Here is a 25,346-nt window from a genome sequence, read left to right on the forward strand (position 1 = left end):
GTCTTCAGGCCTGCGCCACCCACCCCCGAAACGCCAGCCCCGCATAGAACAGGCGGATGCCGCCAAAGCCGGCCTGCGCCAGCAGCGCCTCTTCCTCAGCCGGGCCGAGCAGGGGCAGGGCGGTGTCGATGGCCGTGGCTGCGCGCTGGGCGGCCTCTGCATCCACACCCGAGGCCACGGCGAACGCCGCATAGCGTGCCAGCCACTGTGCGCGCTCCTTTGGCGGTGCCAGTGGAAAACTCAGGTGGGCCGTGACCAGGGGCGCTCCGGGTCGCAGGCGTTGGCGGATGGCCTTCAGGGTGGCCAGCCGTTCGTCCAGCGGAACGAAATGCAGGGTGAGCAGGCAGGTGGCCGCATCGAAGGGGCCCGCGGGCGCCGTGTGCACATAGCCCTGGTGGAAATCCACGCGCGCAGCCAGCGGCCCGAGCGTGGCCTGCGCCAGCTGCAGCATGGGCTCCGAGGGGTCCACCCCTGCGAAACGCCAATTCGGCTGGGATTGCGCGAAGACACCCAGTTCCGCCCCGCCGCCGGCCCCGACCACCAGCACGCTGGCCTCGGGTGGGGCGCGCTCGGCCAGCAGCACGCCCGCCATTTTTTGCAGATCGTCCCAGCCGGGCACGAGGCGGCGGGTGCGGTCGGCGTAGGACGCGGCGGCCTGGGGATCGGCGAATGGGGCATTCGGGTTGGCGCGGTTGGAGGAGGTGGACATGCTGGCTCTTGTTAAGTAACTTTTATTGTTGCATATGTGGCGGAGACACCGCAACCCGAGCCCTTCAAGCCCCTTGGGGTCGCCGACAATGGCGCTGTTGACCCGAGGACGCATGAAGCCATCTGCCACGCCCGACACATCTCCTGCCGCCACCCTGCAGGACCCGGCCCTGCTGCGGCGCCTGCTGCGCGCCAAGGACCGCATGGACGCCGCATCGCACGAGGCCTGGCCGGTGGCCCGGCTGGCCGAGGTGAGCGGGGTGTCCGAGGCGCATTTCGCGCGCTCGTTCAAGCAGGCCTTTGGTGTGCCGCCGCACCGCTACCTGCTCACGCGGCGCATCGAGCAGGCCTCGACGCTGCTGCGCGACACCGACCTGCCCATCACCGACATCGCCTTCGCCACGGGCTGGGAGAGCCTGGGCACCTTTGGCCGCATCTTTCGCGACATCACGGGCAAGAGCCCCAGTGTGTTGCGGCGCGAGGCGCGGGCCCAGGCCGGGCCGCTGGCCAGCGTGCCGGCCTGTGTCCTCAAGGCCGCCGAACGGCCGGACCTCACGATCGCAGTTTTGGAGAAGCGCCGGCGCGCGGCGGACGGTACAAACCGGTCTTCGACAACCCAGGAGATCGAACAATGACGATGACAAGCTTGATGAACCCGCCCACCCAGGGCATTGGTGTGGTGGGCGTGTATGTGGACGACCAGGACGCGGCGCTGGCCTTCTATGTGGACCAGCTCGGCTTTCGCGTGCACACCGATGTGCGCAACGGCAGCTACCGCTGGCTCACGGTGCAGGATCCGGCGCAGCCCTCGTTCCAGCTCGGCCTGTTTACCCCGGGGGCGCCCATGCACGATGAGGCCACGGCGCAGACCTTGCGCGCCATGGTGGCCAAGGGCGCCATGCCGCCGCTGGTCTGGCATGTGGCCGATTGCCGCGCCACCTGTGCGCAACTGCGCGAGCGCGGCGTCGAGTTCACCCAGGAACCTGTGGACCGCTATGGCAATGTGGACGCGGGTTTCCGCGACCCCGCGGGCAACGGCTGGAAGGTCATCCAGCGGGCCCAGGAGGGTGCACGGTGAGCGGCCCGGGGCTCTGGCTGCGGCGCAGCCACCGCTGGGTGTCCATCGTGTTCACGCTGACCGTTGTGGCCAATTTCGCGGCCATGGGCCTGGGACGGGGCGCGCCACCTGCCTGGATCACCTACGCGCCGCTGGCTCCCCTGGCCGTGCTGCTGCTCACGGGGCTCTACCTGTTCGTGCAGCCCTACCTGGCCCGCAGGGCCGGCGCGCGTGCGGCAGAGTCCGAGCGCCGTTCACATCCGTTCTAGCCGCAGGTGCGGGCCCTGGGCACCATGGCGGGCATGAACTCTTCATCCTGCACTCCGCACCTTCCCGCCTGGCCGCACCAGGCCTTCACTGCACCGTTCACCACCACGGGCCGCTCGGCCCTGGTGCCGCCGCCGCCCTGGCACTATGCGGGCTGGCTGCTCAATGTGTCCTTCCAGTTCGATGCCGGGCGCGCAGTGCCGTTGGTGCCACCGGCGGCGGGCCGTCCGCTGGGTTCGGGCTGCGTGCACTTTGCCGACTGGCAGGCCTGCACGCCAAACGGCAACGAGCTGCTGGACCCGGTGCTGGCGCAGTACCGCGAGACCATCGTGGTGCTGGAGGTGGAGCGGCCCGACGGCAGCCGCGCCATGTACTGCCCGGCGATCTGGGTGGACCAGGACATCTCCCTGGTACGCGGGCTGCTGCAGGGCTGGCCCAAGAAAATCGGCAGCACCTGGCTCACGCGCAGCCTGCCCTTGGACCACCCTGCAGCCGCCCCGCTGCGCGCCGGCAGCCGCTTGGGCGCCAGCCTGGCGGTGAAGGACCGCCGCGTGTTCGAGGCACAGGCCACGCTGACGGGCCAGCCCGGCCGGGCGCTGGGCTTTCTGGGCACGCCCACCATCGGCGCCGTGGGCTGGCCGGACCTGCGGCAGCCCGCGCAGCGGCCCACCCTGGCGCTGGTGAAACCCGCCATCGGGGAACGTGTGGGCAGCGGGTGGCATGCCGCCACGGCCACACTGCAGCTCACGCCGCACCCCACCGAAGACATCGGCCTGCTGGACGGCCTGGTGGCGCAGGAGGCCAGTGCGGGCTGGATCGGCATCACCGTGTCCGGGGCGGTCGATGCCTGAACAGCCGCCTGCCGCCGCGGTGCCGCATCTGCGCTCCGAGGTGCAGCGCTTGCGCGTGTTCGACCTGGAGCAGGTGCGCCACCAGCAGCACGGGCAGGAGTGGGTGCCGCACTGGCACGGGGAGTGGTCGTTTGGCGCCATCGTGCGCGGCGAATGCCGGTGCAGCGTGGCCGGGCGCCCGTTCGTGGCGCGCACGGGCGACGTGGTTGCCATTGCACCCGGCGTGGTCCACACGGGGGCCTTGAGTGCACCGCAGTACCGCGGGAGCGTGCTGGTGACCATGCTCTACGTGCCCACCGCATGGCTGTTGCACGAGGGCCTGCAGGCCCCCGCGCACAGTGGCGTGGTGCACATGCCCCGGCTGGCCGAGCGCGCGCGCAGCCTGGCCGGCACGGCCGAGGTGCAGGCCTGGCTGCGGCGCGTGGTGCCGGCGCTGCGCCGCAGCCTGCGCGCCGGATCATCTGCCATAGAGCCGCCGCTGCCGAGTGCTGCGGTGCGGGCACTGATCGAGCGGGTGCAGGTGGCGGTGGCTGGCGGCGAGACCTCGGTGGCAGGCCTGGCAGGCCACTGCGGGGTGAGCCGGGAGCGAGTGCACCGTGTGCTCACGCAATGGGTGGGCATGGCGCCGGGCGACTACCTGCGGGCGGTGCGCCTGCACCGCGCCCGGCAGATGCTGCTGGCGGGCGAGCCGGCGGCATCGGTCGCAGTGGCGTGCGGGTTTGCCGACCAGGCGCACTTCACGCGCTGGTTCCGCCGCTCCTTCGGGTACACACCGGGCGACCTGCTGCAGGCGGCTGTTCGCGGCTGACCAGCGCGGCCAGCGAAGGGCAGGCACAATCGCCCGGCGGCAGGGCCTTGCCCTTGCCGGTTGTCGGCCTTTTGCGCCACGTCCCCCCTTTGTTGACCGATGCCCGCGCCCGCACTGCGCGCGGGGGCCTCTTTTCTCTTCATGCAATCGCCGCTGCCCGTCTTCGCCCTGTTGTTCAATGCCTTTGTGTGGGGCCTGGCCTGGTGGCCGTTTCGGGTGATGCACGGGGCGGGCCTGCACCCGCTGTGGGCCACGGCCACGATGTACGCCCTGGTGCTGCTGGGCCTGCTGGCGCTGCGGCCGGGCATCCTCGCGCAGGTGCGCCAGCACCCGGGGCTGTGGCTGCTGGCGCTGGCCTCGGGGTTCAACAACGTGGCGTTCAACTGGGCCGTGACGGTGGGCGACGTGGTGCGCGTGATTTTGCTGTTCTACCTCATGCCCGCCTGGGCGGTGCTGCTGGCCTGGCGCATCCTGGGCGAGCGGCCCACGCCCATGGCCCTTGCGCGGCTGGTGCTGGCCTTCGCGGGTGTGGTGCTGGTGCTGCTGCCCGAAGGCACCTCGCCTGCGCGCCTGCTGCAGAACCTGTCCATGGCCGACGGGCTGGCGCTGATGGGGGGCTTCATGTTCGCGCTGGTCAACGTCACCGTGCGACGCCTGCATGCCGTGCCGGGCCAGGCGCGCATGTTTGCCATGTTCGGCGGCTGCATGCTCATGGCGCTGCTGGCGGGCTTTGTCGGCCTGCAGTTCGGCGTGGTGGAGGCCTTTCCGGCCTTCAATGCCACCTGGGCCGTCACGGCCTTGCTGCTGTCGGGCGTGCTGATGTTGGGCAACTGGGCGCTGCAGTTCGGCGCCTCGCGCCTGAAGGCGGGCACCACGGCGGTGGTCATGCTCTCCGAGGTGGTGTTCGCCAGTGTCTCGTCGGTGCTGCTGTCGGCCTCGCAGCTGGAGGCGCGCACGGTGCTTGGGGGCTCGTTGATCCTGCTGGCGGCGCTGCTGGCGTCGTTGCGGCGCTAAGAGCGGCTAACAAAACTCTTCTGGCGTCGTTGCTGCGTCTTGTCGTACTACTCGTACTGCCTGCGACGCGGCGCCTAGCCAGAACCGCTTCGCTGAGTTTTCTTATCCGCTCTAACTAGGCAAACGCGCCGCGGCGCGTTTGAGCGCCGCCGCAAACGCCAGCGCCGCCGGCTTGGGCTGGGTGCCGCGGCGTGACACCAGGTACAGGTCCAGGTGCGCCACGGGCTCGCGCAGCATGGCCACACCCAGGCCCTGGCGCAGGCATTCCTCCATCGCGAAGGAGGGAATCACGGCGTGCCCCCGGCCGGCGCGCACCATGCCGATGATGGTGCCCAACAGGTTCATGCGCGGGCGCTCTTCGTGCGTGCGGCCCAGGCGCGAGAGCTGCTTTTCGATCACCACCTGGATCGGGTTGCCCGAGGGCAGGCTCACCAGGGGCAGATCGGCCAGGCTGCTCCAGGGCTGGCTCTCCGTGAGGCCGCTGGTGCCGGCGCCGGGCGGGCTGATGCGCATGAGCCGGAACTTGCACAGCGGCTGGCGCGACAGGCCCACGGCGGGTTTCACGAAGAAGCCGAAGCCGATGTCGGCCTCGCCTTCCAGCACCTCCTGGCGCACGGTGCCCACCTCCACATCGGCCAGGTGCACCTGCACCCCGGGGTGGGTGTCGGCGAAGCCGCGCACCACGTCGGGCAGCAGGCTGGCCGAGATCATGGGCGTGGCTGCCACCCGCAGGCGCGAGCGCACGGCCGCCTCGCTGCCGTCGAGCACGGAGCCCAGCGTGCGCAGTTCGCCCACGATGCGCTCGGCCACGGGCTGCAGCCGCCGGCCCGCATCGGTCAGCGTCAGCGAGCGGGTGGTGCGGTCGAACAGGCGGGCGCCCATCTGTTCCTCCAGCTCCTTGACCAGCATGCTCATGCCCGAGGGTGACAGGTGCACCTGCTCGGCTGCCTTGGCAAAGCTCTGCAGCCGCGTCACTTCCAGGAAGGCGTGCAGCTGGCGGCTGCTCACATTCATCAGCTTTGTTGACGAATTCATCAGAAATTTCCGTTTGATTCACATCAAGACTGTCGTTGTAATTGTGGTCCAACTTCCAAGGAGACAAACGACATGGCCTTTTCATCCCCGATGGCGACCCGCCGATGCCTGGTGCTCGGCGCCCTGGCCACGGTGGCCACCCCCTTGGTCCGTGCGCAGGGCAGCGGTGCGGATACGCCCGTGCGCCTGGTCGTGCCCTTCACGCCCGGCACGGGGATCGACCTGATCGCACGCCAGATCGCGGTGCCGCTGTCCGAGCGGCTCAAGCGCCCCTTCTTCGTCGACAACAAGGCCGGGGCCTCGGGCATCATCGGCACGCAGGAAGTGGTGCGTGCGCCGGCCGATGGCACCACCATGCTGGTCAGCGTGAACACGCTGGTGATGAACATGGCGCTCTACCCCAAGCAGGGCTTCAATCCGCTGACCGATCTGCAGCCCGTGGCCCAGACCAGCTGGGGCCAGTTGCTGCTGGTGGCCAGCGAGGCGTCGAAGATCCAGTCGCTCAAGGAGCTGGTGGACCGCGCCAGGGCCAAACCCGGCGCGCTCAACTACGGCTCGCCCGGCGCAGGCACGCCGCACCACCTGGCGATGGAACTGCTCAAGAACCGCGCCAAGCTCTCGCTCACGCACATCAGCTACCGCGGCACGGCGCCCGCGGTGACCGACCTGCTGGGTGGCCAGATCGATGCCATGTTCCTGCCCATCCACGTGGCCCTGCAGCACGTGAAGGCGGGCAAGCTCAAGGCCCTGGCCATCAGCTCCGACACACCGCATCCGCTGCTCCCCGAGGTGCCTTCGCTGAACAGCCTGAAGGTGGGCGACCTGAACGTGGACATGTGGTACGGGGTGTTTGCGCCTGCCGGTACGCCAAAGGCCTACGTGGACCGGCTGAACATCGAGCTGCGCGAGGTGCTGGCCGCGCCCGCCGTGGCCAAGGCCTTCGAGACCCAGGGCATGACGCCCGCGCACAGCACCCCCGAGGCCTTCAAGAAGCTGGTCACGGCCGACGCCAAGCGCTGGTCCGACCTGATCAAGGCCCAGGGCATCACGGCGGAATGAGAACCACAGTGACACCAGAGAGCAATGCAATGAAGAACAAGGATCAAGCCATGGCCGCCGCATGCGACGCCGAAGTGGTCATCGCAGGCGGTGGCCCCGTGGGCATGGGCCTGGCCATCGAGCTGGGCCAGCGCGGGGTGCGCACCATCGTGGTGGAGCGTTACCCGCAGCCGCAGCCCATTCCCAAGGGCCAGAACCTGACCCAGCGCACGATGGAGCATTTCCACTTCTGGGGCGCCGAGGCGCAGCTGCGCGCGGCGCGCACGATTCCCAAGGAGTACGGCATCGGCGGCCTCACGGCACACGGCACCCTGCTCGGGCCGCACAGCTACGACTGGCTGCAGCGCGACTTGGTCAAGCCCTATTACTTCACGGGCAACGAACGCCTGCCGCAGTACGCGACCGAGGCCGTGCTGCGCGAGCGCGTGGCGCAGCTGCCCTCGGTGCAGACCGTGTACGGCTGGGAGGCCAAGGCCGTGGTGCAGGACGCCGATGGCGTGACCATCACCATCGCCGAGCGTGGCGGCAGCGGCGAGCGCGTGCTGCGCAGTGCCTATGTGGTGGGCGCGGACGGCGCGCGTTCGCTGGTGCGCGAGCAGGCCGGCATCACCCAGACCCGCACCGACCACGACCGCATGATGGTGCTGCTGGTGTTCCGCTCGCATGGGCTGCACCAACTGCTCGAGCGCTATCCCGGCAAGTCCTACTACAACGTGCTGCAGCCCGAGCTCAAGGGCTACTGGAAGTTCTTCGGCCGCGTGGACCTGGGCAGCACCTGGTTCTTCCACGCGCCCGTGCCACCGGGCACCACCAGGGACAACTTCGACTTCACCGCCTACCTGCAGGACGCGGTGGGGGCTCCGTTCGACGTGGAGTTCGAGCACATCGGCTTTTGGGACCTGCGCTTCATGCTGGCCGACCGCTACCGCCGGGGCCGCGTGTTCGTGGCCGGCGATGCCGCGCACAGCCACCCGCCCTATGGCGGCTATGGGGTCAACTCGGGGCTCGAAGATGCGCGCAATCTGGGCTGGAAGCTGGCCGCCACCTTGCAGGGCTGGGGCGGCGAGCGCCTGCTCGACTCGTACGACGCCGAGCGGCGCCCGGTGTTTGCCTCCACCATCAGCGACTTTATCGCCCGTTCCATCGATACGGACCGCGAGTTCCTCGATGCGCACGACCCGGCGCGCGACAAGGCCGCCTTCGAGGCCGCATGGAACGCGCGGGCCCAGGGTGCCGTGGGCGAGGTCCATGCCTTCGAGCCGCATTACGAGGGTTCGCCGGTGGTCTGGGACAGCGCAGGCCGCAGCAGCAGTGCCAAGGGCTCGCACCGCTTCGACGCGCGGCCTGGCCACCACCTGGCGCCGGCTCTCCTGCCCTCTGGGCGCAATGTGTACGAGGAATTCGGCACGGGCTACACCCTGCTGGCGTTCGGCGCCAGCGCGCAGGAGGTCCAGGCCTTTAGCGATGCCGCCGCAGCCCAGTCGCTGCCGCTCACGGTGGTGCAGGCGCAGGGCCCTGGTGAGCAAGAACGTTACAACGCCCGGCTGGTGCTGGTGCGGCCGGACCAGTTCGTCGCCTGGGTTGGCAGCGGTGCCGAGGTGGAGGGCGATCAGGCCCGCGAGGTGCTGCAGGTGGCTGCAGGCGTACCGGTCGAGGTGGCGACTGCCTAAGCGCAGTTACGGCTTTTTCTTCTGCAAGGCCTTCAGCCGCGCCCGCTGCTCGGGCGTCGTGCTGGGGGCGTACAGGCGCCCGATCAGGGCCTGCTGCCATTCCTCGCCGTGGTCCGGCCAGGTCTCGATCAACTGGGTGAGGCCTTCCACATCCTCTGCATGCACCAGATCGCGCACGCGCTGGGCGAACAGTGACAGCGGTGGTGGCGGAGGGGGCTCGGGTGCCGGCTCCCGCATCACCGGCTGGGCGCCGGGGCGAAAGGGATCGCGCCCCTCGCGCATGAAGCGGCGCATGGCCTCGGCCGAGACCATGGTGCCGGGATCGCCGGTGCCGTCGTCGAACAGCTCGAGGTGCAGGTAGCCATCCCAGTCCCCTTGCGCGTTCCAGTCGCAGATCGGCAGGTGGTAGCCGCCCTCTGCGTGCATGTCATGGTCGACGCAGACGAAGGCCCGACCGTACATCGCGCCATGGATCACCAAGCTTCCGTCGTTGTACTCGCCGTAGACGATGTTGTTGACCTTCACGTCGCCCATCACGCGCATGTCGCTGTCGCCGTGGCCGAAGCTGGTGGCATGGATGCTGCCACTGACCAGCGTCTGCCCTGGGTAGGTGTAGGTGAGCTGGCTGAACACGCCATCGACCTGCACGTCGCCTTCCACGATGACGCCCGCATGCAGGCCGAAGTCGGCGATGCGTTCCAGGTCGAAGTGCGTGTGCCAGCGCAGCCCGTGGCGGAACCACGCCAGCCTGCGGGGCTGGCCGCGCAGCTCGTCGGCGCCGTTGATGGCCAGGAAGGGCTCGAGCAGCGGGTGCGGGATGCGTGCGTCGCAGAACAGCTCGTCCGCCACGCTGCCATCGGCCACTGGCAACGACGGCTTGCAGGGCACGAAATCCCGCTCTTGCCATTCCTTCTGCAGGCGCTGGTAGTGGGCTTGCGCCTTGGCGGACGTGCCGTAGGTGGCGTTGAGCACCAGGCAGGGTTGGCCAATGGTGCCGCTGCGCACGCGCAGGCGGGTGCCGCCGTCTTGCAGCCGCAGTTCAATGAATTCGCCGAGTTCGGTCGATTCGAGGTGGGATGGCGCGGGTTCGTCGGCAGGGTTGACGGGGAGCATGCGGCATTGTCGCCGTGCGTGCGAACACCTTCGCCGAGAGCAGGCGCGGCCGTGTGTTTCAGGGTGTGTCGGCTTTGCGCAGCACCGTGGTCGCAGGGGGCCCGATGTCCTACGCCGGCACCCTCTGCATGCCGACCCAGGGGGCGTGCAGGGCCTTCCACAATGAATCCATTGTTCAACCAACCGGAGACTTCCATGGCCGATTTCGACGATGCCAACCGTGATCCCCTAACCAATGAACCTGGCGCCCACCCGGTGGGTACGGGCGTGGGCGCCGCTCTCGGCGGTGCTGCCACTGGCGCTGCCGCCGGTGCCTTTGGCGGCCCTGTAGGCGCTGCCATCGGTGGGGTCGCCGGTGCGGTGGTGGGTGGCCTGGCCGGCAAGGCCGCTGGCGAAGCCGTCAACCCCACCAACGAAGACGCCTACTGGCGCGAGAACTACCACCGCGAACCCTACTACGTGGGCGGCCGCACCTACGACCAGTACCGCCCGGCCTATGAACTGGGCTGGAGTTCGGTGGGCCGCTACGAGGGCGACTACGACGCCATCGAGCCCCGCTTGGCCGACGACTGGCGGGCTCGCCACGGCGACGCCGGCCTGGCCTGGACCGACGTACGCCCCGCCACCCGCGCGGCCTACGAACGTGCCTACAACGGCCGACCGCTCGAAGTGGCGGGCGAGATCGACAACGACGACGTGATCGACACGCTCAACGACCTGCTGGAATCGGCGCGCGACGGCGAATACGGCTTCCATGCCAGCGCCGAGCATGCCGAATCGGGCCAGCTCAAGGGCATCTTCCAGCGCCATTCGCGTGAATGCGCGGCCGCTGCCGCCGAGCTGGAGCGCGAGATCCGCGCCCGCGGCGGTGAGCCTTCCAGCGGCGGTACCGTGGCCGGTGCCTTGCACCGGGGCTGGGTGTCCGTGAAGACGGCGTTGTCCACGCAGGACGACAAGGCCGTGCTCGAAGAGTGCGAGCGCGGCGAGGACGCTGCGGTGGCCCGCTACCGCAAGGCCTTGAAGGCCAACCTGCCCAAGGACCTGCGCGCCCTGGTGCAGCGCCAGGCCGATGGTGCCCAGCGCAACCACGACGAAGTGAAGGCCCTGCGCGACAGCTTCATCCCCGCACGCTGACCGCTGCGTTCGCCGGCCCGACTGGCCTCCTGCCTGCCTGTACGCAGGCGCGCAGGGAGCAGGCGGGCCGCCACTGTGAGGACCGTGGCCGCGCCCTGACCAGAACAACAGCGCCGCCGCCGCTCCCCCCGCTACCGCCGCCCTGGGTTCGCGCCCATGGCGGCGGTGTGCGTTGGGGGCATCACTGCGGGCCGAAATGCGCGATCGCAAAGTCGATGAAGCTGCGCAGCTTGGGCGTCACGCGGCGGTCGGGCGCGTAGACCAGGTGCAGCGGGCGCGAGGGCACGCGGTAGCCGGGCAGCACCTCCACCAGCCGGCCATCGGCCAGCGCATGCTGCACGGCATCCAGCGGCTGCAGGATGATGCCCAGGCCAGCCAGGGCGGCATGCACCAGGGGCTCGCCGTGGTCGGCGACCAGGCGGCTGTGCACGGGCACGGTGACGCGGCCCTCAGGCCCGTCAAAGCCCCAGTGCGTGCGCAGCTCGGTGTGGGCAAAGCCCAGGCATTCGTGCCGCTGCAGATCGGCGGGGGTTGCCAGCGCCGAGGCATGGGCCTGCAGGTAGGCCGGGGAGGCACAGGCCACCAGCCGGTAGGGCGCGAGCGCCCGCGCGATGAGCCCGCTGTCCTGCAGCACGCCGACGCGGAACACCGCGTCATAGCCCTCGTCCACCAGGTCCACTGCGCGGTTGGAGGTGGTGAGTTCCACCTCCACCTGCGGGTGCGCCTGCATGTAGCCGGGCAGCAGGGGGGCCAGGGAGTGGATGCCAAAACTCACCGGCGCGTTGATGCGCAGCCGCCCGCTGGGCACGGCGCGGGCCTCGGCAGCCAGTTGTTCGGCCTGCTCCAGATCGGCCAGGATCAGCCGGGCGCGTTCCACGTAGGCGCGGCCGAAATCCGTGAGGCTTTGCCGCCGCGTCGTGCGGTGCAGCAGGCGCACACCCAGGTGCTGCTCCAGCGCCTGGATGTGCTTGCCCACGAACTGTGGCGACATCTGCAGCGCATCGCCGGCGGCGCGGAACGAGCCCAGTTCCACCGCCTTGACGAAGACAGCCATGCCTGTGAAGCGGTCCATTGCAATCCATTGGTTTCCAATTTCAAAACATTGTAGATATTTATCTGAATTTGGTTTGAATTGACACTGGCTTCCTCGTTTCACACCGCAATGAAGGAAAGGAAGAAGCCATGACGACAACAGCAAGCCTCCCGAAGGTCGCCGTTCTGGGGGCCGGCAATATGGGCGCCGGCCTGGCACGGGCATGGGCCGGTACCGGCGCTACCGTCGCGATCGGCGCGCGCGATGCCGCCAAGGCCCGGGCCCAAGGCCTGGGCGATGTGCCGGTGCTCACCGTGGAGGCCGCCGTGGCGCAGGCCGACGTGGTTGTGCTGGCACTGCCCCATGGCGCCAGCGTGCAGGTGCTGCAGGGTCTGCCGGCCTCGGCGCTGCAAGGCAAGGTGCTGGTGGACATCAGCAACCCGGTGACGGCCGATTTCCAGGGGCTGCAGCTGGGCACCACCACCTCGGCCGCCGAGGCCATCCAGGCCGCTGCACCGGGCGCGCACGTGGTCAAGGCCTTCAACACCATCTTCGCGCAACTGCTGGCGCCCGAGGCGCGCCAGGGCAAGGCCCCGGTGCAGGTGTTCGTGGCCGGCGATGACGCAGGCGCCAAGGCCCGTGTGCAGGAGCTGGCGCGTGCGCTGGCCTTCGAGCCGGTGGATGCCGGCCCGCTGCGCAACAGCCGCTACCTGGAGCCTGTGGGTGGCATGAACATCCAGTTCGGCTTTTTCCTGGGATGGGGGCCGACCACGGCGCCCGCCTGGGTACGTGCCTGATCCGTCCATTCACCAATCTCAGGAGGAATTTCCATGAACCAGCACCCCTTGTCTCGCCGCGGCCTGGCCGCCGTGGCCACCGCCGCCTCCCTCGCTGCAGGGCTGGGCCTTGCCACCGGGCCCGCGCACGCGGCCGACACCGCGGCCATCCGCCAGACCCTGCAGCGCTACGAAGAAGCGCTCAACCGCTCCGATACCGCCGCCATCGTGCAGCTCTACACCGACGACGGCGTGCAGATGGCGCCCGATGCGCCGGCCGCCACCGGGCGGGAAGCGCTGCGTGCGGCCTATGCCGCTACCTTCCAGGCCATTGCACTGCAACTGGCCTTCACGGTCGATGAGATCCAGCTGCTCGGTAAGGACACAGCCCTGCTGCGCAGCCATTCCAAGGGAACGCTCAAGGTCCAGGGGCAAGCCCAAGCCCTCGGTCCGGCCGCTTTCAAGGAACTGTTTGTGCTGCGCAAACAGCGCAACGGGCAGTGGCAGTTCTCGCACTACGCGTTCTCGGCGGCACCCATCCGGCCCTGAGCGCTGGCATGCCGGCACAATGCGGCTGTCCTACCGCATCCCTGACGCTACGCCATGACCACCATCCACCTGCGCCCGGAACTGCCCGGTGACGAACAGGCCATCGAGGCCGTGACCGTTGCCGCCTTCGAACACGCACCGCACAGCTCGCACACCGAGCAGTTCATCGTGCGCGCGTTGCGCGCACGCGGGCAGTTGGCGGTCTCGCTGGTGGCGGTGGAGCAGGGCGCCGAGGTGGATGGCGACCTGGACGGCGAGGTGCAGGGCGTCGAGCACATCGTCGGGCATGTGGCCATCTCGCCCGTTGTCCTCGACCCCGCCCCCGCGGGCGGCGGTTGGTATGGCCTGGGGCCCATCTCGGTGGTGCCGGCCTGCCAGGGCCGGGGCATCGGCGCGCAGCTGATGCGCCAGGCCCTGGCGCAGCTGCAGGCACTGCCAGGGGCTGCGGGTTGCGTGGTGCTGGGGGATCCGGCCTACTACACGCGCTTCGGCTTTCGGGCCGAGCCGGCGCTGGTGCTGCCCGGCGTGCCGCCCGAATACTTCATGGCCTTGGCCTTCGCGGGGCCGGTGCCCGCCGGCACGGTGCGGTACAGCGAGGCGTTCGAGGCCAGGGCCTGAGCCCTGGCAGGCTTCAGCCCAGCGTGACCACCACCGGCGCGTGGTCGCTGGGCTGCGGGTTCTTGCGCGGGGCGCGGTCCACCATGCAGGCCGTGACACTGCCGCGCAGGGCTTCGCTGACCAGGATGTGGTCGATGCGCAGGCCCCGGTTCTTCTGAAAGCCCAGCATGCGGTAGTCCCACCACGAGTAGCTCTTTTCGGGCTGCTCGAACATGCGGAACGTGTCCGTGAGGCCCAGCTCCAGCAGGGCCTTGAAGTGGTTGCGCTCCTCGGTCGTGTGGTGGATGGTCTCGCGCAGGCCCACGGGGTCGTAGGAGTCGCGGTCTTCCGGCGCCACGTTGAAGTCGCCCACCAGGGCCAGGCGCGGGTGGGCCGCCATTTCGGCGCGCACCAGGTCCTGCAGGGCCTGCAGCCAGCGCATCTTGTAGGCAAACTTTTCCGAGCCCGGCTCCTGCCCGTTGACGAAGTAGCCGTTGATCAGGCGCAGCGGGCCGGTGGGCGTGTCCAGCGTGGCGATGATCACGCGCGCCTGCTCGTCCGCGTGTGCGGGGATGTTGCGCACCACGTCGGCCAGCGGGTGGCGGCTCAGGATGGCCACGCCGTTGTAGGTCTTCTGGCCAAAGGCCACGGCCTCGTAGCCGGCCTCCTTGAAGGCGTCGTGCGGAAACTTGTCGTCGGTGAGCTTCAGCTCCTGCAGCCCGATGGCATCCACCGGGTTGGCGGCCAGCCAGGCCAGCACCTGGGGCAGGCGCACGGAGAGGGAATTGACGTTCCACGTCGCGATCTTCATCACCATCATCGGTCCTTGCTTGTTCAATTTCAGCCGCTCGCGGCGGCTGTGCTGGGGTGCATCCTATCCTCGATTGGCGGGGACGGCCCCGAGGGGCTGCCGGACTGAAAAACTGCATATCCAGCACATATGGAGATGCCCTGAAAATACTATTGGATTTGATGACGCTACCGGCTTATCGTTGCGCCAAATTACAACGCTGGAGACAAGCCTTGCCATTCGATTCCATGCCCCCGCTCCCGGACAGGTAACTGCCTTTCCGCGCCCTGGCGGGGCCTGCGCCGCCGCCTGATCTGCCAGTCCGAGGCCGCCTGCCGGGCCTCGTGGATTTTCCCCGTCCCCTACCACCCACTTCGTATTCCGTACCCGGAAGGCATCGCCATGTCCACGCCCAACGCATCCCACGTCCTGCAGCAGATCTTCATCCTCGCCACCGGCCATGCCGCACCGGCCGGCTTGCTTTCCGAATTCGAGGCGGTGGTGGCCGCCGATGGCCACTACGGCCGGGTGGCCGCGGCCTTCGAGGCAGCCATGGGCCAGCCGGCGGCCAGCCGGGGCGTGGGCGGCACCATCCAGCAGCTGGCGCTCAATGGCCTGGGGGTGGTGCTTTCGGCCGATGACGGCCTGGCCATCGCACGGGTGGCGCAGGAGCAGGGCCTGACCACCTGGGCCAAGCTCATGGACTTTCTGGTCAACGCCGATACGGGCATCTACACCGCGCTGGACCACCGTGCCGAGGCAGCCAACGCCTTCAACAGCGCGCTGGCCAGCCAGAACAAAGGCGCGCTGTTCAGCGGAGACGGCGTGGGAACGGCCGTGCACACCCTGCTGCAGGGCATCGGCGCCAGCGATGCGAGTGCGGCAGCGGGCATCAGCGGTGTGCAGGCGCTGGCCGCACGGCTCAGCGCCGCTGGCATCCAGGGCCATGTGGCCGATGGGTATGTGAAGGGCGCCACCGTGTTTGCCGACACCAATGGCAACCACCAACTCGATGCGGGCGAGTGGTCCGCCACCACCGATGCCGCGGGCGGCTTCACGCTGCCGGCCAATGTGCAAGGGACCTTGGTGGCCACCGGTGGCACCGACCTGCTCACGAACAAGGCCTTCAAAGGCATGCTCACGGCACCGGCCGGCAGCACGGTGGTGAACCCCCTCACGACCCTGGTGCAGGCGCTCATGGACAAGGGCGGTGCCACGACCACGGTGGAGCAAGCCACAGCCCTGCTCGCCAAGGCGCTGGGCCTGCCCGCGGGCGTCAACCTGCTGAGCTACGACCCGCTGGCCGTGCTGGCCAGCAGCAGCGCCAGCGCCGCCGACAAGGCCGTGGCGCTGGGCTACCAGAAGGTGGCGGTGGCGCTGGTGAATGTGATCGGCATCGGCGCCGCTGCATTGGACGCTGCCGAGGCCAAGGCAGCACAGCCGGGCGTGGCCACGCCGCATGCGGGGCAGCCGGGGGCGGCCGCAGGCACGCTGATCGCGTCCCTCGTGGATGCCATCGCCAGTGCGGCCGGCGGTGCCAGCGGTGTGGCGAACCTGTCGGACGCCGCCTTTCTGCGCACTCTCGTTGCGGATGCTGCAGGCGACTATGGCCTGCGGCTGGACTCCACCAGCCTGGACCAGATCAGCCGGGTGGTGGATGCCGCCAACGATGCCACCAGCGCCGCCAGCACGGTGGCGGTGCTGGGCCAGGTGGCCGCAGCGGCCAGCGACGCGGCGGGCTCGGTGGCCACGGGCAACTTCCAGGCCGCGGCCAACGGCTACACGGGCGCTGCCTTCACGGCCGCGGTGCAGCAGCAGGCCGTGGGCGAGTTGGCGCCCGGCGTGTCCGCGGGCCAGGGCAGCAGCCCGCCCGCGCCGCCGGCCTCGGGTGGCGGTGACACGGGAGGCGGCGCTACGCCCGGCCCGGTGGACACACAGGCCCCCACACTGGCCATCACCAGCTCGGCCGCGGCACTCAAGGCCGGGGGCACGGCCACCATCACCTTCACCTTCAGCGAAGACCCGGGTGCCAGCTTCACTGCGGCCGACATCACCACCACCGGAGGCACCCTGGGCGCCTTGAGCGGCACGGGCCTGGTGCGCACGGCCACCTTCACGGCCACGGCATCGGCCAACCTCGACACGGGCGGGCACATCGCCGTGGCCAAGGACAGCTACAGCGACGCGGCCGGCAACAAGGGCGCGGCTGCCGCCGTGGACATCGCCACGGTCTTCAACCCGGTGCTCTTCGTGGGCAACAGCGCGACCTTCGCGCGCATCGACCCGGCCATGTCGTACAACACCTACGACGCCGCGACCAACCCCTTCGGCGTGCACGACCTGACCTCGCCCGCCAATGGCGGCACCTTCACCAACCTGACCGGGGCCAACCTGTACGAGCCACACCCCTGGGGCGGCGTGGCGGGCCTGTTCGACAAGTTTGCCGACCAGGTGGGCCTGGGCTACGACGTGTCGCTGTCCACCCGCAACGCGGCCACGCTCAAGGGCCACTACCTCAATTCCTCGGCCGCGGGCTGGGACATGCGTGGCAACATCGCCAGCCAGAAGTGGGAGCTGGTGGTACTGCAGGACCAGACGGACGAACCGCTGCCCTCGGGCTCGGGGACCATCACCTTCGCGGCGGGCAGTGCCACGGCCAACCTGGTCATCACGCCCACGGCCGATGGTGCCAAGGAGTACGACGAGACCCTGGCGCTCAAACTGGCCGCCTCGGCCAGCAACTACCGCGTGGGCACCAGCTCCGCCGTGGGCACCACCATCCTCAACGACGACCCCACCGCGCCCGCCACCAATCCGGCGCTGGCCACGGTGACCCTGGCGGCCAGCCCCGGGCAGGTGACGGAGGACGGCACGGCCAACCTGGTGTTCACCTTCACGCGCACGGGCCCGACGACGAGCGACCTGACCGTGACGTTCACGGCGTTCCGCGACGGTTCCACATCGCCCTCGGTGTCGACCACGGTCAATGCGAGCCAGGACCTGGAGATGTACAACACTGCCAGCGGTGCCTTCTCGTCGGCCGGCGGCGCGGGCACATCGCCCTACCGCTTCACCAGCGGCAACGGCTTTGCCAGCAGTTCGGACACCGGCGCGCCCACCACCACGGGCAGCGTGTCTTTCACGTCCAATACCGGCACTATCGTCATCAAGGCGGGCCAGACCTCGGCCAGCATCACGCTGGACCCGCATGCCGACAGCACGGTGGAGGCCGATGAGGCGATCCGCCTCACGCTGACGCACCCGGCCACCGGCACGGACTACAACCTGGGCACGCTGGGCGCCGTCTCCGGCACCATCGTCAACGACGACTTTGCGGCCGGCACCGACACCAGCCTGCCCAACATCACGCTGGGCCTGAGCTCGGCCGCGGGCGTGTACGAGAACGCGGGCCAGAACCTGGTCTACACCTTCACGCGCAGCGGCGACACCAGCGCAGCGCTTACGGTGAACTTCACGGCCGATGGCACGGCCACGTACTTCGCGGCCGATCCGGCCAAGTCGGACTTCGGCATCTCCGCCAATGCCACGCTGACCACCACCTCGGGCGCCAATGCCGACATCGGCGAGTTCCAGAAATACGCCACAGCGATCGAGAACTTCGTGCACACAGGCGCGGCCGACACCACCACCCAGCCTGGTACCACCATCGCGGGCAACCCGAATGCGGACGCCTCGACCGACATGTACCTCTATGCCACCTGGGCCCGGCCCGACATGGTGGCCGGGGCCTACGACATGCTCACCTCGCGCACGCTCAATGCCGCGGGCGCCTACGAGGGCTCAGGGGCCATCAGCCAGTCGGACACGCAAGCCACGGCCTATTACCTGTCGCTGGAGGGCATGACCACCGACCTGCAGAACGCCTATGCCAACCTGGCTGCAGTCAACCCCGACTTCAAGGGCGTGGCCCCGGTGGGCACGGCCTTCATGACCGCCGTGCAGAACGGCCTGGCGATCCGCGACCCCTATACCGAGGCGGGGGGCTCCAGCGTCACCGGTGGCGGCAAGGTCAATCTCTGGCACGACGACAACCTGCACGCCAGCAAGTACGGCTCCTACCTGTCGGGCCTGGTGCTGTTCGAGACGCTCACCGGCCTCGATGCACGCTCGCTGGGCGCGGGTGACAAGGTGGCGAGCGACCTGGGCATCGACGCGGCCACGGCCGTGGCCCTGCAGAAGGTGGCCTCGGCCACGCTGGGCTTCGACCAGTCTTACCAATGGAGCTCACCGGGCAAGGTGGCCGACCTGGGCGGCAGCAATGCCACGGCCACGCTGGCCACGGCCGGCGGATTCAGCTTTGCCGACCCGGCGTTTGCCGCGCACACTGTGAGCGTCACGCCCACGGCGGGCGCTCTGGGCACGCTGACCGCCCAGCTGCGCTCCGACGGCCACACCGGTCAGGTCAACTGGCTCTACACCGTGGGCAACCAGACCATCGACCCGCTGCTCACCGCCGGCCAGCAGCGCCACGACCAGTTCACCGTGACCCTGGACGACGGCCATGGGCATGTGAGCACCCGCCTGGTCGACATCACCCTGGTGGGTACCGCTGTCATTTGAGGGGGCGCGCTGCAATGCGCAGCAAGCTGTGCTCCGCGTCACAGCCTTGGGGGCGGGGGATGCCTATGATTTCCCTGCCGGCCTCCAAGCGGCATCCCCTCTTGCGACAAGCAAGTTGCTGCCCGCCTCCGTGCGGGCTTTTTTTTGCGGGTGGGCTGGTGTTCTGTCCCGTAAATAGATGCCAAAAATAAAACCGATGGATTTCGCGCCATGGCGAGGCGCAAACCGCAGCGATAGCTGGTGCTATCGCGAGGATTTGCAACGCGGCCCTGGCGTGAAAGACGCGGCTTTATTGGCATTTATTTGCGGGACAGGACACCAGGGGCGACTTCCGTGAACTTCTGCGCGCTGCGCGATTCAGAACGCGTGACGCATACCAAAGGAACAACGAAGCATGAGCAAGACATTCAGATCCATGGCCGCCGCACTGCTGCTGGCAGGTGCTTCGGGCGCGGGCATGGCCGCCGGCGGGCCGCTGGACGGCGTCTACCAGTGCGCGGTGGCCGGTACAGGCGTGTTCATCACGGTCAGTGGCCAGCCCAGCGGGCCCTCGATGTTCACCATCGCGGCCCTGGGTCCGGCCAATGCACTCTATGGCTATGGCATGGGCACGGCCACGGCCTCGTCGTTCACCGGCACCACCAGCTTCAACCTGCCATTCAACCTGTCGGTGAGCCAGGGCAACCTGATCGGCAGCATGGGCGTGCTGCAGGGGAACACGGCCGCCCAGTTGCCGGTGAATTGTGCCAAATTGTTCTGAGCCCGCAGGCCCTGGCGGGCGCCTCTCTGAGTCCGCTTACCAGCGGTGTGCGTAGCTCAGCTTGAGCACCGCACCTGCAGCCGGCAGCCGGCTCGTATTGTTGCTGTTGCGCAGAAGCTGGCTGTACAGCGGGTAGTAGTGGCGGTTGAGCAGGTTTTCCACGCCCAGCGCTACGGTGCTGCGCTCGTCGAGCTTGACGCGGCTTACCAGGTCCAGCGTGGTGTAGCCCTGCGTGTCGCGGTGGCCGAAGCTGCTGGCACCGGCCAGGCGGTAGTCCCTGGAGGCGTACGAGGTGGCCTGCAGGCGGTGGCTCCAGCGGGCATCGGGTCGGTATTCCACATAGGCCGTGAGCTTGAGCGGCGGGATGCGGTAACCCGTCATGTCCTGGTAGCTGCTGGCGCCCTGCGGCAGTTCGCGGCCCTGCATCCAGGTGAAGCTGCCACCCAGGCTGAAGCGGTCGCCACTGCCGAAGTAGTCGATGCCGCCTTCCACCCCGTGCACGCGCTCCTTGGTGCGCGCCAGCGTGAGGCCATTGTTGAAGCTCTGCACCGCGCCCAGGTCGGACCGAGACTGGAACATGCTCACATTGGCCATGGCGTTGGCAAAGCGGCCACGCCAGCCCAGCTCCACGGTGTCGGTCTTGATCGCCTGCAGGTTGGAGTTGCCGATGGTGAAGCTGGGCGTGGCATTGCGCACCTGAAGCCCGATGTCGGGCAGCTCGAAGCCCTGGCTGAACGAGGCATAGAGCTCGTGGTCCTTGGCAGGGCTGAACACGGCGCCGGTGTTGTAGGTCCAGGCGCTGTAGTCCACCGTGCCGCCGGCCACGCTGCCCGGGTTGGCCACGCGCGACTGCGACAGCGGGACAAAGCGGTCGAAGCTGCCGCTGGCCCGGTCGTAGCGCAGCCCGCCTTCCAGCGACCACTGGTCGTTGAAGCGGTGCTGCAGCTGTGCGAACGCACCCAGGCTGCGCGTGGTGACCTCGGGCATGTAGACCAGCCGCCCGGTCTTGCGAAAGACCAGGCCGCCTGTGGCGTCGTACAGCGTGGGGTCGAACACGTCGATGGGCATGTCCGTGCGCTCGTGGTTGAAGTCGGCACCCCAGGTGAGCTGGGTCTGCTTGTCCTGGCCCAGGGGCGTCTTGACGGTCAGGCGCCCGCCGAACACGCGTGAGTTCTGCATGGACTGGTCTACGTTGGCGCCGCGCACTGGCACGGCACGCGCATCGAAGGGGGCAAAGCGCGTGTGGAAGTCGCGGTAGTACAGCTGCGCGGCGAGCGTGCTGCCGGCCAGGTCGCGGTGTTCGTAGTCCAGGCCCAGCAGGGTGTTGGCCACGCGGTTCTGTTCATCCAGCTGCAGGCCCTTGAGCGGGCGCGCTGCCGCGCTACCCGCCGGCAGGCGGCCCACCGATGGGTCGGACGCGTATTCCGTGTCCTGGCGGGCGTCGTAGCGGCTGGCCGAGAACTGCAGGCGCTGTTGGGGGGCGAGTTTGAGACCGATCTTGGCCGAGGCGTTGTAGATGTTGGCGTCGAACAGGTCACCCTGGCTGGGCTCGGGGGCGATGCGGTCGCCGCGCGCGTCAAACGAGCCGCCCACGCGGCGTACGCCCAGGCTCACGGTGTAGTCGATGGCATCGTTCGCGCCCGAGAGGTAGTGCTGCACCTCGCCGCCCAGCCCGGCCCCTGACAGGTGCGACAGCGGCGAGACCCCGGTGAAGGTGGTCTCGGCCCGCGTCTCGCCGCTGGGCTGGCGCGTGCGGATGGCGACAATGCCGCCAGCAGCGCCGCTGCCATAGATGGCGCTGCTGCCGCGCAGCACCTCGATCTGTTCCACATCGGCCGGGTTGATGTTGGCCAGGTTGCGCGACGAGCCCCGGTTGGTATTGAGCGGAATGCCGTCCACGAGGATGAGCATCTCGCGCCCGCGCAGCGTCTGGCCGTAGTCGGTGATGGTGTGGCTGGAGTCGGCCATGCCGGGCACGGCCTTGCTCAGCAGCGTGGCCAGGCTGTCCGAGCCCTGGCGCAGGGTGTCGAGTTCCTCGCGCTCCAGCGTGGTGACCTGGCGTGTGGGGGCCATGACGGAACTCTGGGTGCGGCCCGTCACGGTGACGGCGGGCAGTGCTGCGGCGGCGCTGGTGGGGTTGGCCGCATCCAGGTTGGCTGGCGCAGCAGACGTACCTGCTGCAACGGATACCAGCGTGTAGGCCCCGTCGCCCAGTGCGCGTGCTGCCAGGCCGCTGCGCGCCAGCAGGCGGGCAAAGCCTTCGGCCACGGTGTGGTTGCCAGCCAGGCCCTCGGTCACCAGGCCGCGCGTGCGGGCCAGGTCCATGCTGAGGTTCACGCCGGCCTGGCCGGCAAAATCGAGCAGGGCAGGGCCCAGCGGGCCGGCGGGCACGCGGTAGGCCTTGTGCACCTGGGCGGTGCCGGCTGCCTGGGCATGGGCAGCGCCGGCCAGCGTGGTGGCCAGGGCCAGACCGAAGGCGGCGCTGCGCAGTGCGCGCACCACGGGGCTCAAGGGAACAAGGTGGTCAAGGGGCTGGCGTGCCATGGAATGCGGTCCTCGGTTCGGTGGTCATGGATAGGTGCTTCCTACCCATGACAGGCGAGGCGCTGAAACCGGACACGGATCGCGAAAGTATTTTCAGCCGCAGGGGCTCAACGCGCCGCCACGGTGACCCAGTAGCGCGTGCGGGTCTCGATGCGCACCGGCAGCGTTTGCGCCAGCAGGGCGAGCACGCGGTCGGTATCGTCGATCTGGAAGGCGCCTGACACGCGCAACTGCGCCACGGCCGGGTCGCAGCGCAGCACGCCGTTGCGGTAGCGGGCCAGTTCGGCCACGAAGTCGGCCAGCGGCATTTCCTGGGCGAACAGGGTGCCTTGGGTCCAGCGGCCGGTACCGGCATCGAGGGGGGTCGGTGCGCTGGCCTGGTCGCGGGTGAATTGCGCCTGCTGGCCGGCGCGCACGAGCACGCTTACATCGCCCGAGGCTCGGGCAGGGTGCATCTCCACGCTGCCCTCCAGCACGGCCAGGCGCGTGGCACCACCGCCTTCGCTGCGCACCGTGAAGCGCGTGCCCAGCGCGCGCAGTTCCCCTGCATCCGTCCGGACAATGAACGGCCGGTGCACCGGGCCGGGGTCAGGGGCCGTGTTTACCAGGATCTCGCCGCTCTCGTGGCGCACCAGGCGCTGTCGTTCATCGAATGCCACCTCGATCGTGGTGGCGGTATTCAGGTCCACCTGCGTGCCATCGGCCAGTGCAATGCGGCGGCGCTCGCCCGTGGCGGTGCGGTACGCCAGGGCCGCACCCGCCCAGGGCGTGGCATGGTAGCCCCACCAGAGCACTGGCGGCACGGCCACCAGTGCCGCCACCGCTCCCAACAGGGCACGCCGGTTGGCGCGCAGGCGCCGGCGTCCCAGCACCGGCATGCCCACGGCGGCGGGCACCAGCCCGAAGCTGCGGCCCAGTTGCTCGGCGCTTTGCCACACGCGTTCATGCTCGGGGCTTTGGCGGCGCCACTGCTCGCAGGCGGCACGTTCGCCCTCGCTGAAGTCGCTGGCGTGCATGCGGGCCAGCCAGTGCGCGGCCTGGTCCACCAGCGCGGGGTCGATGGCATCGGGCATGCTCAAGTTCGGTGCGTGGGCGGTGCGTCCTGCGCCAGCAGGGCGGCCAGGCACTGGCGAAAGCCCTGGGCCATGTAGCGCGTCACCGTGCGCACGCTGACCTGCAGTTCCGTGGCAATGTCTTCGTAGGAGCGGCCTTCGAGCTGCGACATGAGAAAGGCGGCGCGCACGGCGGCCGGCAGCGCATCGAGCAGGGCATCGATCCCGTGCAGCGTCTCCAGCAGGATGGCGCGCTCTTCCACCGAGGGCACCAGCGGCTCGGGCAACAGAGCCAGTGCGTTGAGGTAGGCGCGCTCCAGCGACTGGCGTTCGTAGTGGTTGATGACCAGGCGCTTGGCCACCGTGGTCAGGTAGGCGCGGGGCTCGTGCAGGTGGCCGATGGCATCGGCCCGGTAGCCGGCCCACACGCGCACAAAGGTGTCGTGCGCGATGTCGGCCGCATCCCAGGGGTTGCCCAGCCGGCGGCGCAGCCAGGCGTGCAGCCAGCCATGGTGCTCGCGGTACATCGCATGCACCTGCTGCCCTTGCTGGGTCGATTCATTGGCTGCCGCCATGGTATTGCCGTCTGTTCCAGAGCGGCAGGCCATGCCGCTTCAAATACGAATGAGAATTTCTCGTATCGTATCAAAACGCCCTGGTAGGTCGGTGGTGCGGCCCTGCCGCCGCACCTGTGTCAGCGCTTGCGCTCCAGTGTCACGAAGCTGAAGGGCAGTCCATTCGTGGAGGTGTGCGTGCTGCGCGCGGTCTCGTGCCAGCCCGCGTCGAGCACCGGGGCATGGGCGTCGCCCTCGAAGTCCTGTGCGATCTCGGTGAGCTCGATGCGGTCCGCCAGGGGCTGGGCCTCGGCATAGACCTGGGCGCCGCCGATCACCCACACCGTCTGGCCGGCGCTCGCGTGTTGCAGGGCGTCCTGCAGGCTGGCGGCACGCACGGCGCCTTCGGCAGACCAGTCGGCCTGGCGGGTGATGACGATGTTGGTGCGGCCCGGCAGCGGGCGAAAGCGCGGGGGCAGCGAATCCCAGGTCTTGCGGCCCATGACCACGGGGCTGCCCTGGGTCAGGGCCTTGAAGTGCGCCATGTCCTCGGGCAGGTGCCAGGGCAGGCGGTTGTCCTTGCCGATCACGCCGTTGGCGGCGCGTGCATAGATCATGTGCAAAGGCATGGCGGTTCGCTCCAGTGGTGCCGTCAGATGTGCAGCGTGGCCAGGGCACCGACTGCGATGCCAATGCCGGCCACGCCGTACATGCCGTATTCCAGCCACTTCTTCTTGGTCAGCAGCGCAATCGCGGCCAGCGCGATCGCCACCTGCAATGCGGTCGTGGCCTGGGCCCAGCGGTGGTGCTGGTGCATCTGTTCTTCGCTCTGGCGGTCGAACTTGTGGCTGTCGGCCTCGAGCTTTTCAGCGGCCACCTTGATCTCGTTCTTTTCGCTCTCGTAGCGGTCCACCTTGGCCTGGTAGGCGGCCTTGCGGTCTTCGGGCGCCAGGTCGCGGGCCAGTTCGGCCAGGGACTGCTTGGTGCTCTTGGACTGGAAGTAGTTCCACTGGTTGGAGGCCTCGGTCTTCTTGATAGCCGCATCGTTCTTGAGCAGGCCGGCATTGGCCTGCGTGGCCCCGCCCATGTACGCGAAGATCGCGCCCACCGTGGCGACGATGGCCGTGAACATCGCGATCTTGCTCATCGACGAGCCGCCACCTTCGCTGCCGTGGCTGGCCGCGTGGTCGTCTCCATGGCCGTGGCCCTGTGCCGCATGCTCCACTGCGTGGTCATGCGGGCCGTGTACGTGAAATCCTCCGGAAGACATGGTGGGTGCTCTTTGTAGTAGTGGTTAAGGGAAACAGGAAATCTAGCAGGGCTCAGCAGCACCTGCGCCGAGGGGCACATGGGGGAAAGGGTCAGGCCGTCAATGTGTCGGTTGCATGTCGAAC

General features: G+C 68.9%; 24 protein-coding genes. 14 read left to right on the forward strand and 10 right to left on the reverse strand.

Annotated features, from left to right (window positions below):
* Positions 1–4: 4 nt before the first annotated feature.
* A complete protein-coding gene (locus tag HNP48_RS24715) occupies positions 5–709 on the reverse strand; it encodes a class I SAM-dependent methyltransferase (protein ID WP_184862126.1) in 705 nt (234 codons plus the stop codon).
* A 112-nt stretch (positions 710–821) separates the two neighbouring features.
* Between HNP48_RS24715 and HNP48_RS24720 the strand changes: the two genes are divergently transcribed.
* The 6 genes from HNP48_RS24720 to HNP48_RS24745 all read left to right on the forward strand — a co-directional run bounded on the left by HNP48_RS24720 (position 822) and on the right by HNP48_RS24745 (position 4,705).
* A complete protein-coding gene (locus HNP48_RS24720; RefSeq protein WP_184862128.1) occupies positions 822–1,343 on the forward strand; it encodes a helix-turn-helix domain-containing protein in 522 nt (173 codons plus the stop codon).
* A complete protein-coding gene (locus tag HNP48_RS24725; RefSeq protein WP_184862130.1) occupies positions 1,340–1,786 on the forward strand; it encodes a VOC family protein in 447 nt (148 codons plus the stop codon). The genes HNP48_RS24720 and HNP48_RS24725 overlap by 4 nt, the downstream gene beginning before the upstream one ends.
* Complete coding sequence (locus tag HNP48_RS24730) at positions 1,783–2,034, forward strand: hypothetical protein (protein ID WP_184862132.1); 252 nt, start codon at positions 1,783–1,785, stop codon at positions 2,032–2,034. Before HNP48_RS24725 ends, HNP48_RS24730 begins: the two co-directional genes overlap by 4 nt.
* A gap of 33 nt (positions 2,035–2,067) precedes the next feature.
* Complete coding sequence (locus HNP48_RS24735; protein WP_184862134.1) at positions 2,068–2,883, forward strand: acetoacetate decarboxylase family protein; 816 nt, start codon at positions 2,068–2,070, stop codon at positions 2,881–2,883.
* Positions 2,876–3,691 carry an AraC family transcriptional regulator gene (locus HNP48_RS24740; RefSeq protein WP_184862136.1) on the forward strand — a complete coding sequence of 272 codons (816 nt, stop codon included), beginning with the start codon at positions 2,876–2,878 and terminating at the stop codon, positions 3,689–3,691. Before HNP48_RS24735 ends, HNP48_RS24740 begins: the two co-directional genes overlap by 8 nt.
* Positions 3,692–3,832: 141 nt before the next feature.
* On the forward strand, positions 3,833–4,705 hold the full coding sequence (locus tag HNP48_RS24745) for a DMT family transporter (RefSeq protein ID WP_184862494.1): 873 nt from the start codon (positions 3,833–3,835) through the stop codon (positions 4,703–4,705).
* Positions 4,706–4,816: 111 nt separating this feature from the next.
* On the opposite strand, the gene HNP48_RS24750 is transcribed toward HNP48_RS24745, so the two are convergent.
* Positions 4,817–5,740: a LysR family transcriptional regulator gene (locus HNP48_RS24750; RefSeq protein WP_260420373.1), complete on the reverse strand. Its 924-nt coding sequence runs from the start codon at positions 5,738–5,740 to the stop codon at positions 4,817–4,819.
* A gap of 72 nt (positions 5,741–5,812) precedes the next feature.
* Between HNP48_RS24750 and HNP48_RS24755 the strand changes: the two genes are divergently transcribed.
* Complete coding sequence (locus HNP48_RS24755) at positions 5,813–6,799, forward strand: tripartite tricarboxylate transporter substrate binding protein (RefSeq protein ID WP_260420374.1); 987 nt, start codon at positions 5,813–5,815, stop codon at positions 6,797–6,799.
* A 29-nt stretch (positions 6,800–6,828) separates the two neighbouring features.
* The gene (locus HNP48_RS24760; RefSeq protein ID WP_184862138.1) at positions 6,829–8,469 is read left to right on the forward strand and encodes an FAD-dependent monooxygenase; all 1,641 of its coding nucleotides are present in this window, start codon (positions 6,829–6,831) and stop codon (positions 8,467–8,469) included.
* A gap of 6 nt (positions 8,470–8,475) precedes the next feature.
* Here HNP48_RS24760 and HNP48_RS24765 read toward each other — a convergent pair whose 3' ends face one another.
* Positions 8,476–9,582, reverse strand: coding sequence for a hypothetical protein (locus tag HNP48_RS24765; RefSeq protein WP_184862140.1), 1,107 nt, complete (start codon positions 9,580–9,582; stop codon positions 8,476–8,478).
* Positions 9,583–9,777: 195 nt separating this feature from the next.
* Here HNP48_RS24765 and HNP48_RS24770 point away from each other — a divergent pair, with 195 nt between their 5' ends.
* Positions 9,778–10,716: a PA2169 family four-helix-bundle protein gene (locus HNP48_RS24770; RefSeq protein ID WP_184862142.1), complete on the forward strand. Its 939-nt coding sequence runs from the start codon at positions 9,778–9,780 to the stop codon at positions 10,714–10,716.
* Between the two features lie 181 nt (positions 10,717–10,897).
* On the opposite strand, the gene HNP48_RS24775 is transcribed toward HNP48_RS24770, so the two are convergent.
* Positions 10,898–11,788 carry a LysR family transcriptional regulator gene (locus tag HNP48_RS24775; protein ID WP_184862144.1) on the reverse strand — a complete coding sequence of 297 codons (891 nt, stop codon included), beginning with the start codon at positions 11,786–11,788 and terminating at the stop codon, positions 10,898–10,900.
* Positions 11,789–11,898: 110 nt separating this feature from the next.
* Between HNP48_RS24775 and HNP48_RS24780 the strand changes: the two genes are divergently transcribed.
* Genes HNP48_RS24780 through HNP48_RS24790 form a run of 3 tightly spaced genes read left to right on the forward strand, consistent with a single transcriptional unit; the run spans position 11,899 to position 13,692 of the window.
* Complete coding sequence (locus HNP48_RS24780; protein WP_184862146.1) at positions 11,899–12,546, forward strand: NADPH-dependent F420 reductase; 648 nt, start codon at positions 11,899–11,901, stop codon at positions 12,544–12,546.
* Positions 12,547–12,579: 33 nt separating this feature from the next.
* On the forward strand, positions 12,580–13,074 hold the full coding sequence (locus tag HNP48_RS24785) for an SgcJ/EcaC family oxidoreductase (RefSeq protein ID WP_184862148.1): 495 nt from the start codon (positions 12,580–12,582) through the stop codon (positions 13,072–13,074).
* A gap of 54 nt (positions 13,075–13,128) precedes the next feature.
* On the forward strand, positions 13,129–13,692 hold the full coding sequence (locus HNP48_RS24790) for a GNAT family N-acetyltransferase (RefSeq protein WP_184862150.1): 564 nt from the start codon (positions 13,129–13,131) through the stop codon (positions 13,690–13,692).
* A gap of 13 nt (positions 13,693–13,705) precedes the next feature.
* Here HNP48_RS24790 and xth read toward each other — a convergent pair whose 3' ends face one another.
* Positions 13,706–14,482, reverse strand: a complete 777-nt coding sequence (gene xth / locus HNP48_RS24795; protein WP_184862500.1) for an exodeoxyribonuclease III — start codon at positions 14,480–14,482, stop codon at positions 13,706–13,708.
* A gap of 381 nt (positions 14,483–14,863) precedes the next feature.
* Here xth and HNP48_RS24800 point away from each other — a divergent pair, with 381 nt between their 5' ends.
* Positions 14,864–19,042, forward strand: coding sequence for an S-layer family protein (locus HNP48_RS24800; protein WP_184862152.1), 4,179 nt, complete (start codon positions 14,864–14,866; stop codon positions 19,040–19,042).
* Positions 19,043–19,436: 394 nt separating this feature from the next.
* A complete protein-coding gene (locus HNP48_RS24805) occupies positions 19,437–19,802 on the forward strand; it encodes a hypothetical protein (protein WP_184862154.1) in 366 nt (121 codons plus the stop codon).
* A gap of 36 nt (positions 19,803–19,838) precedes the next feature.
* On the opposite strand, the gene HNP48_RS24810 is transcribed toward HNP48_RS24805, so the two are convergent.
* The 5 genes from HNP48_RS24810 to HNP48_RS24830 all read right to left on the reverse strand — a co-directional run bounded on the left by HNP48_RS24810 (position 19,839) and on the right by HNP48_RS24830 (position 25,222).
* Entirely contained in the window at positions 19,839–22,346 is a 2,508-nt protein-coding gene (locus tag HNP48_RS24810; RefSeq protein WP_184862156.1) for a TonB-dependent receptor, read from the reverse strand.
* A gap of 107 nt (positions 22,347–22,453) precedes the next feature.
* Positions 22,454–23,419 (reverse strand): FecR domain-containing protein, encoded by a 966-nt coding sequence (locus HNP48_RS24815; protein ID WP_184862158.1) that lies wholly within the window; start codon positions 23,417–23,419, stop codon positions 22,454–22,456.
* A 2-nt stretch (positions 23,420–23,421) separates the two neighbouring features.
* On the reverse strand, positions 23,422–23,973 hold the full coding sequence (locus tag HNP48_RS24820) for a sigma-70 family RNA polymerase sigma factor (RefSeq protein ID WP_184862160.1): 552 nt from the start codon (positions 23,971–23,973) through the stop codon (positions 23,422–23,424).
* A gap of 119 nt (positions 23,974–24,092) precedes the next feature.
* A complete protein-coding gene (locus HNP48_RS24825) occupies positions 24,093–24,581 on the reverse strand; it encodes a dihydrofolate reductase (RefSeq protein ID WP_184862162.1) in 489 nt (162 codons plus the stop codon).
* A gap of 23 nt (positions 24,582–24,604) precedes the next feature.
* Positions 24,605–25,222 carry a DUF4337 domain-containing protein gene (locus HNP48_RS24830; RefSeq protein WP_184862164.1) on the reverse strand — a complete coding sequence of 206 codons (618 nt, stop codon included), beginning with the start codon at positions 25,220–25,222 and terminating at the stop codon, positions 24,605–24,607.
* Between the last annotated feature and the right edge of the window lie 124 nt (positions 25,223–25,346).

The sequence above is a fragment of the Acidovorax soli genome (assembly GCF_014207955.1).
Lineage (GTDB): Bacteria > Pseudomonadota > Gammaproteobacteria > Burkholderiales > Burkholderiaceae_C > Acidovorax > Acidovorax soli_A.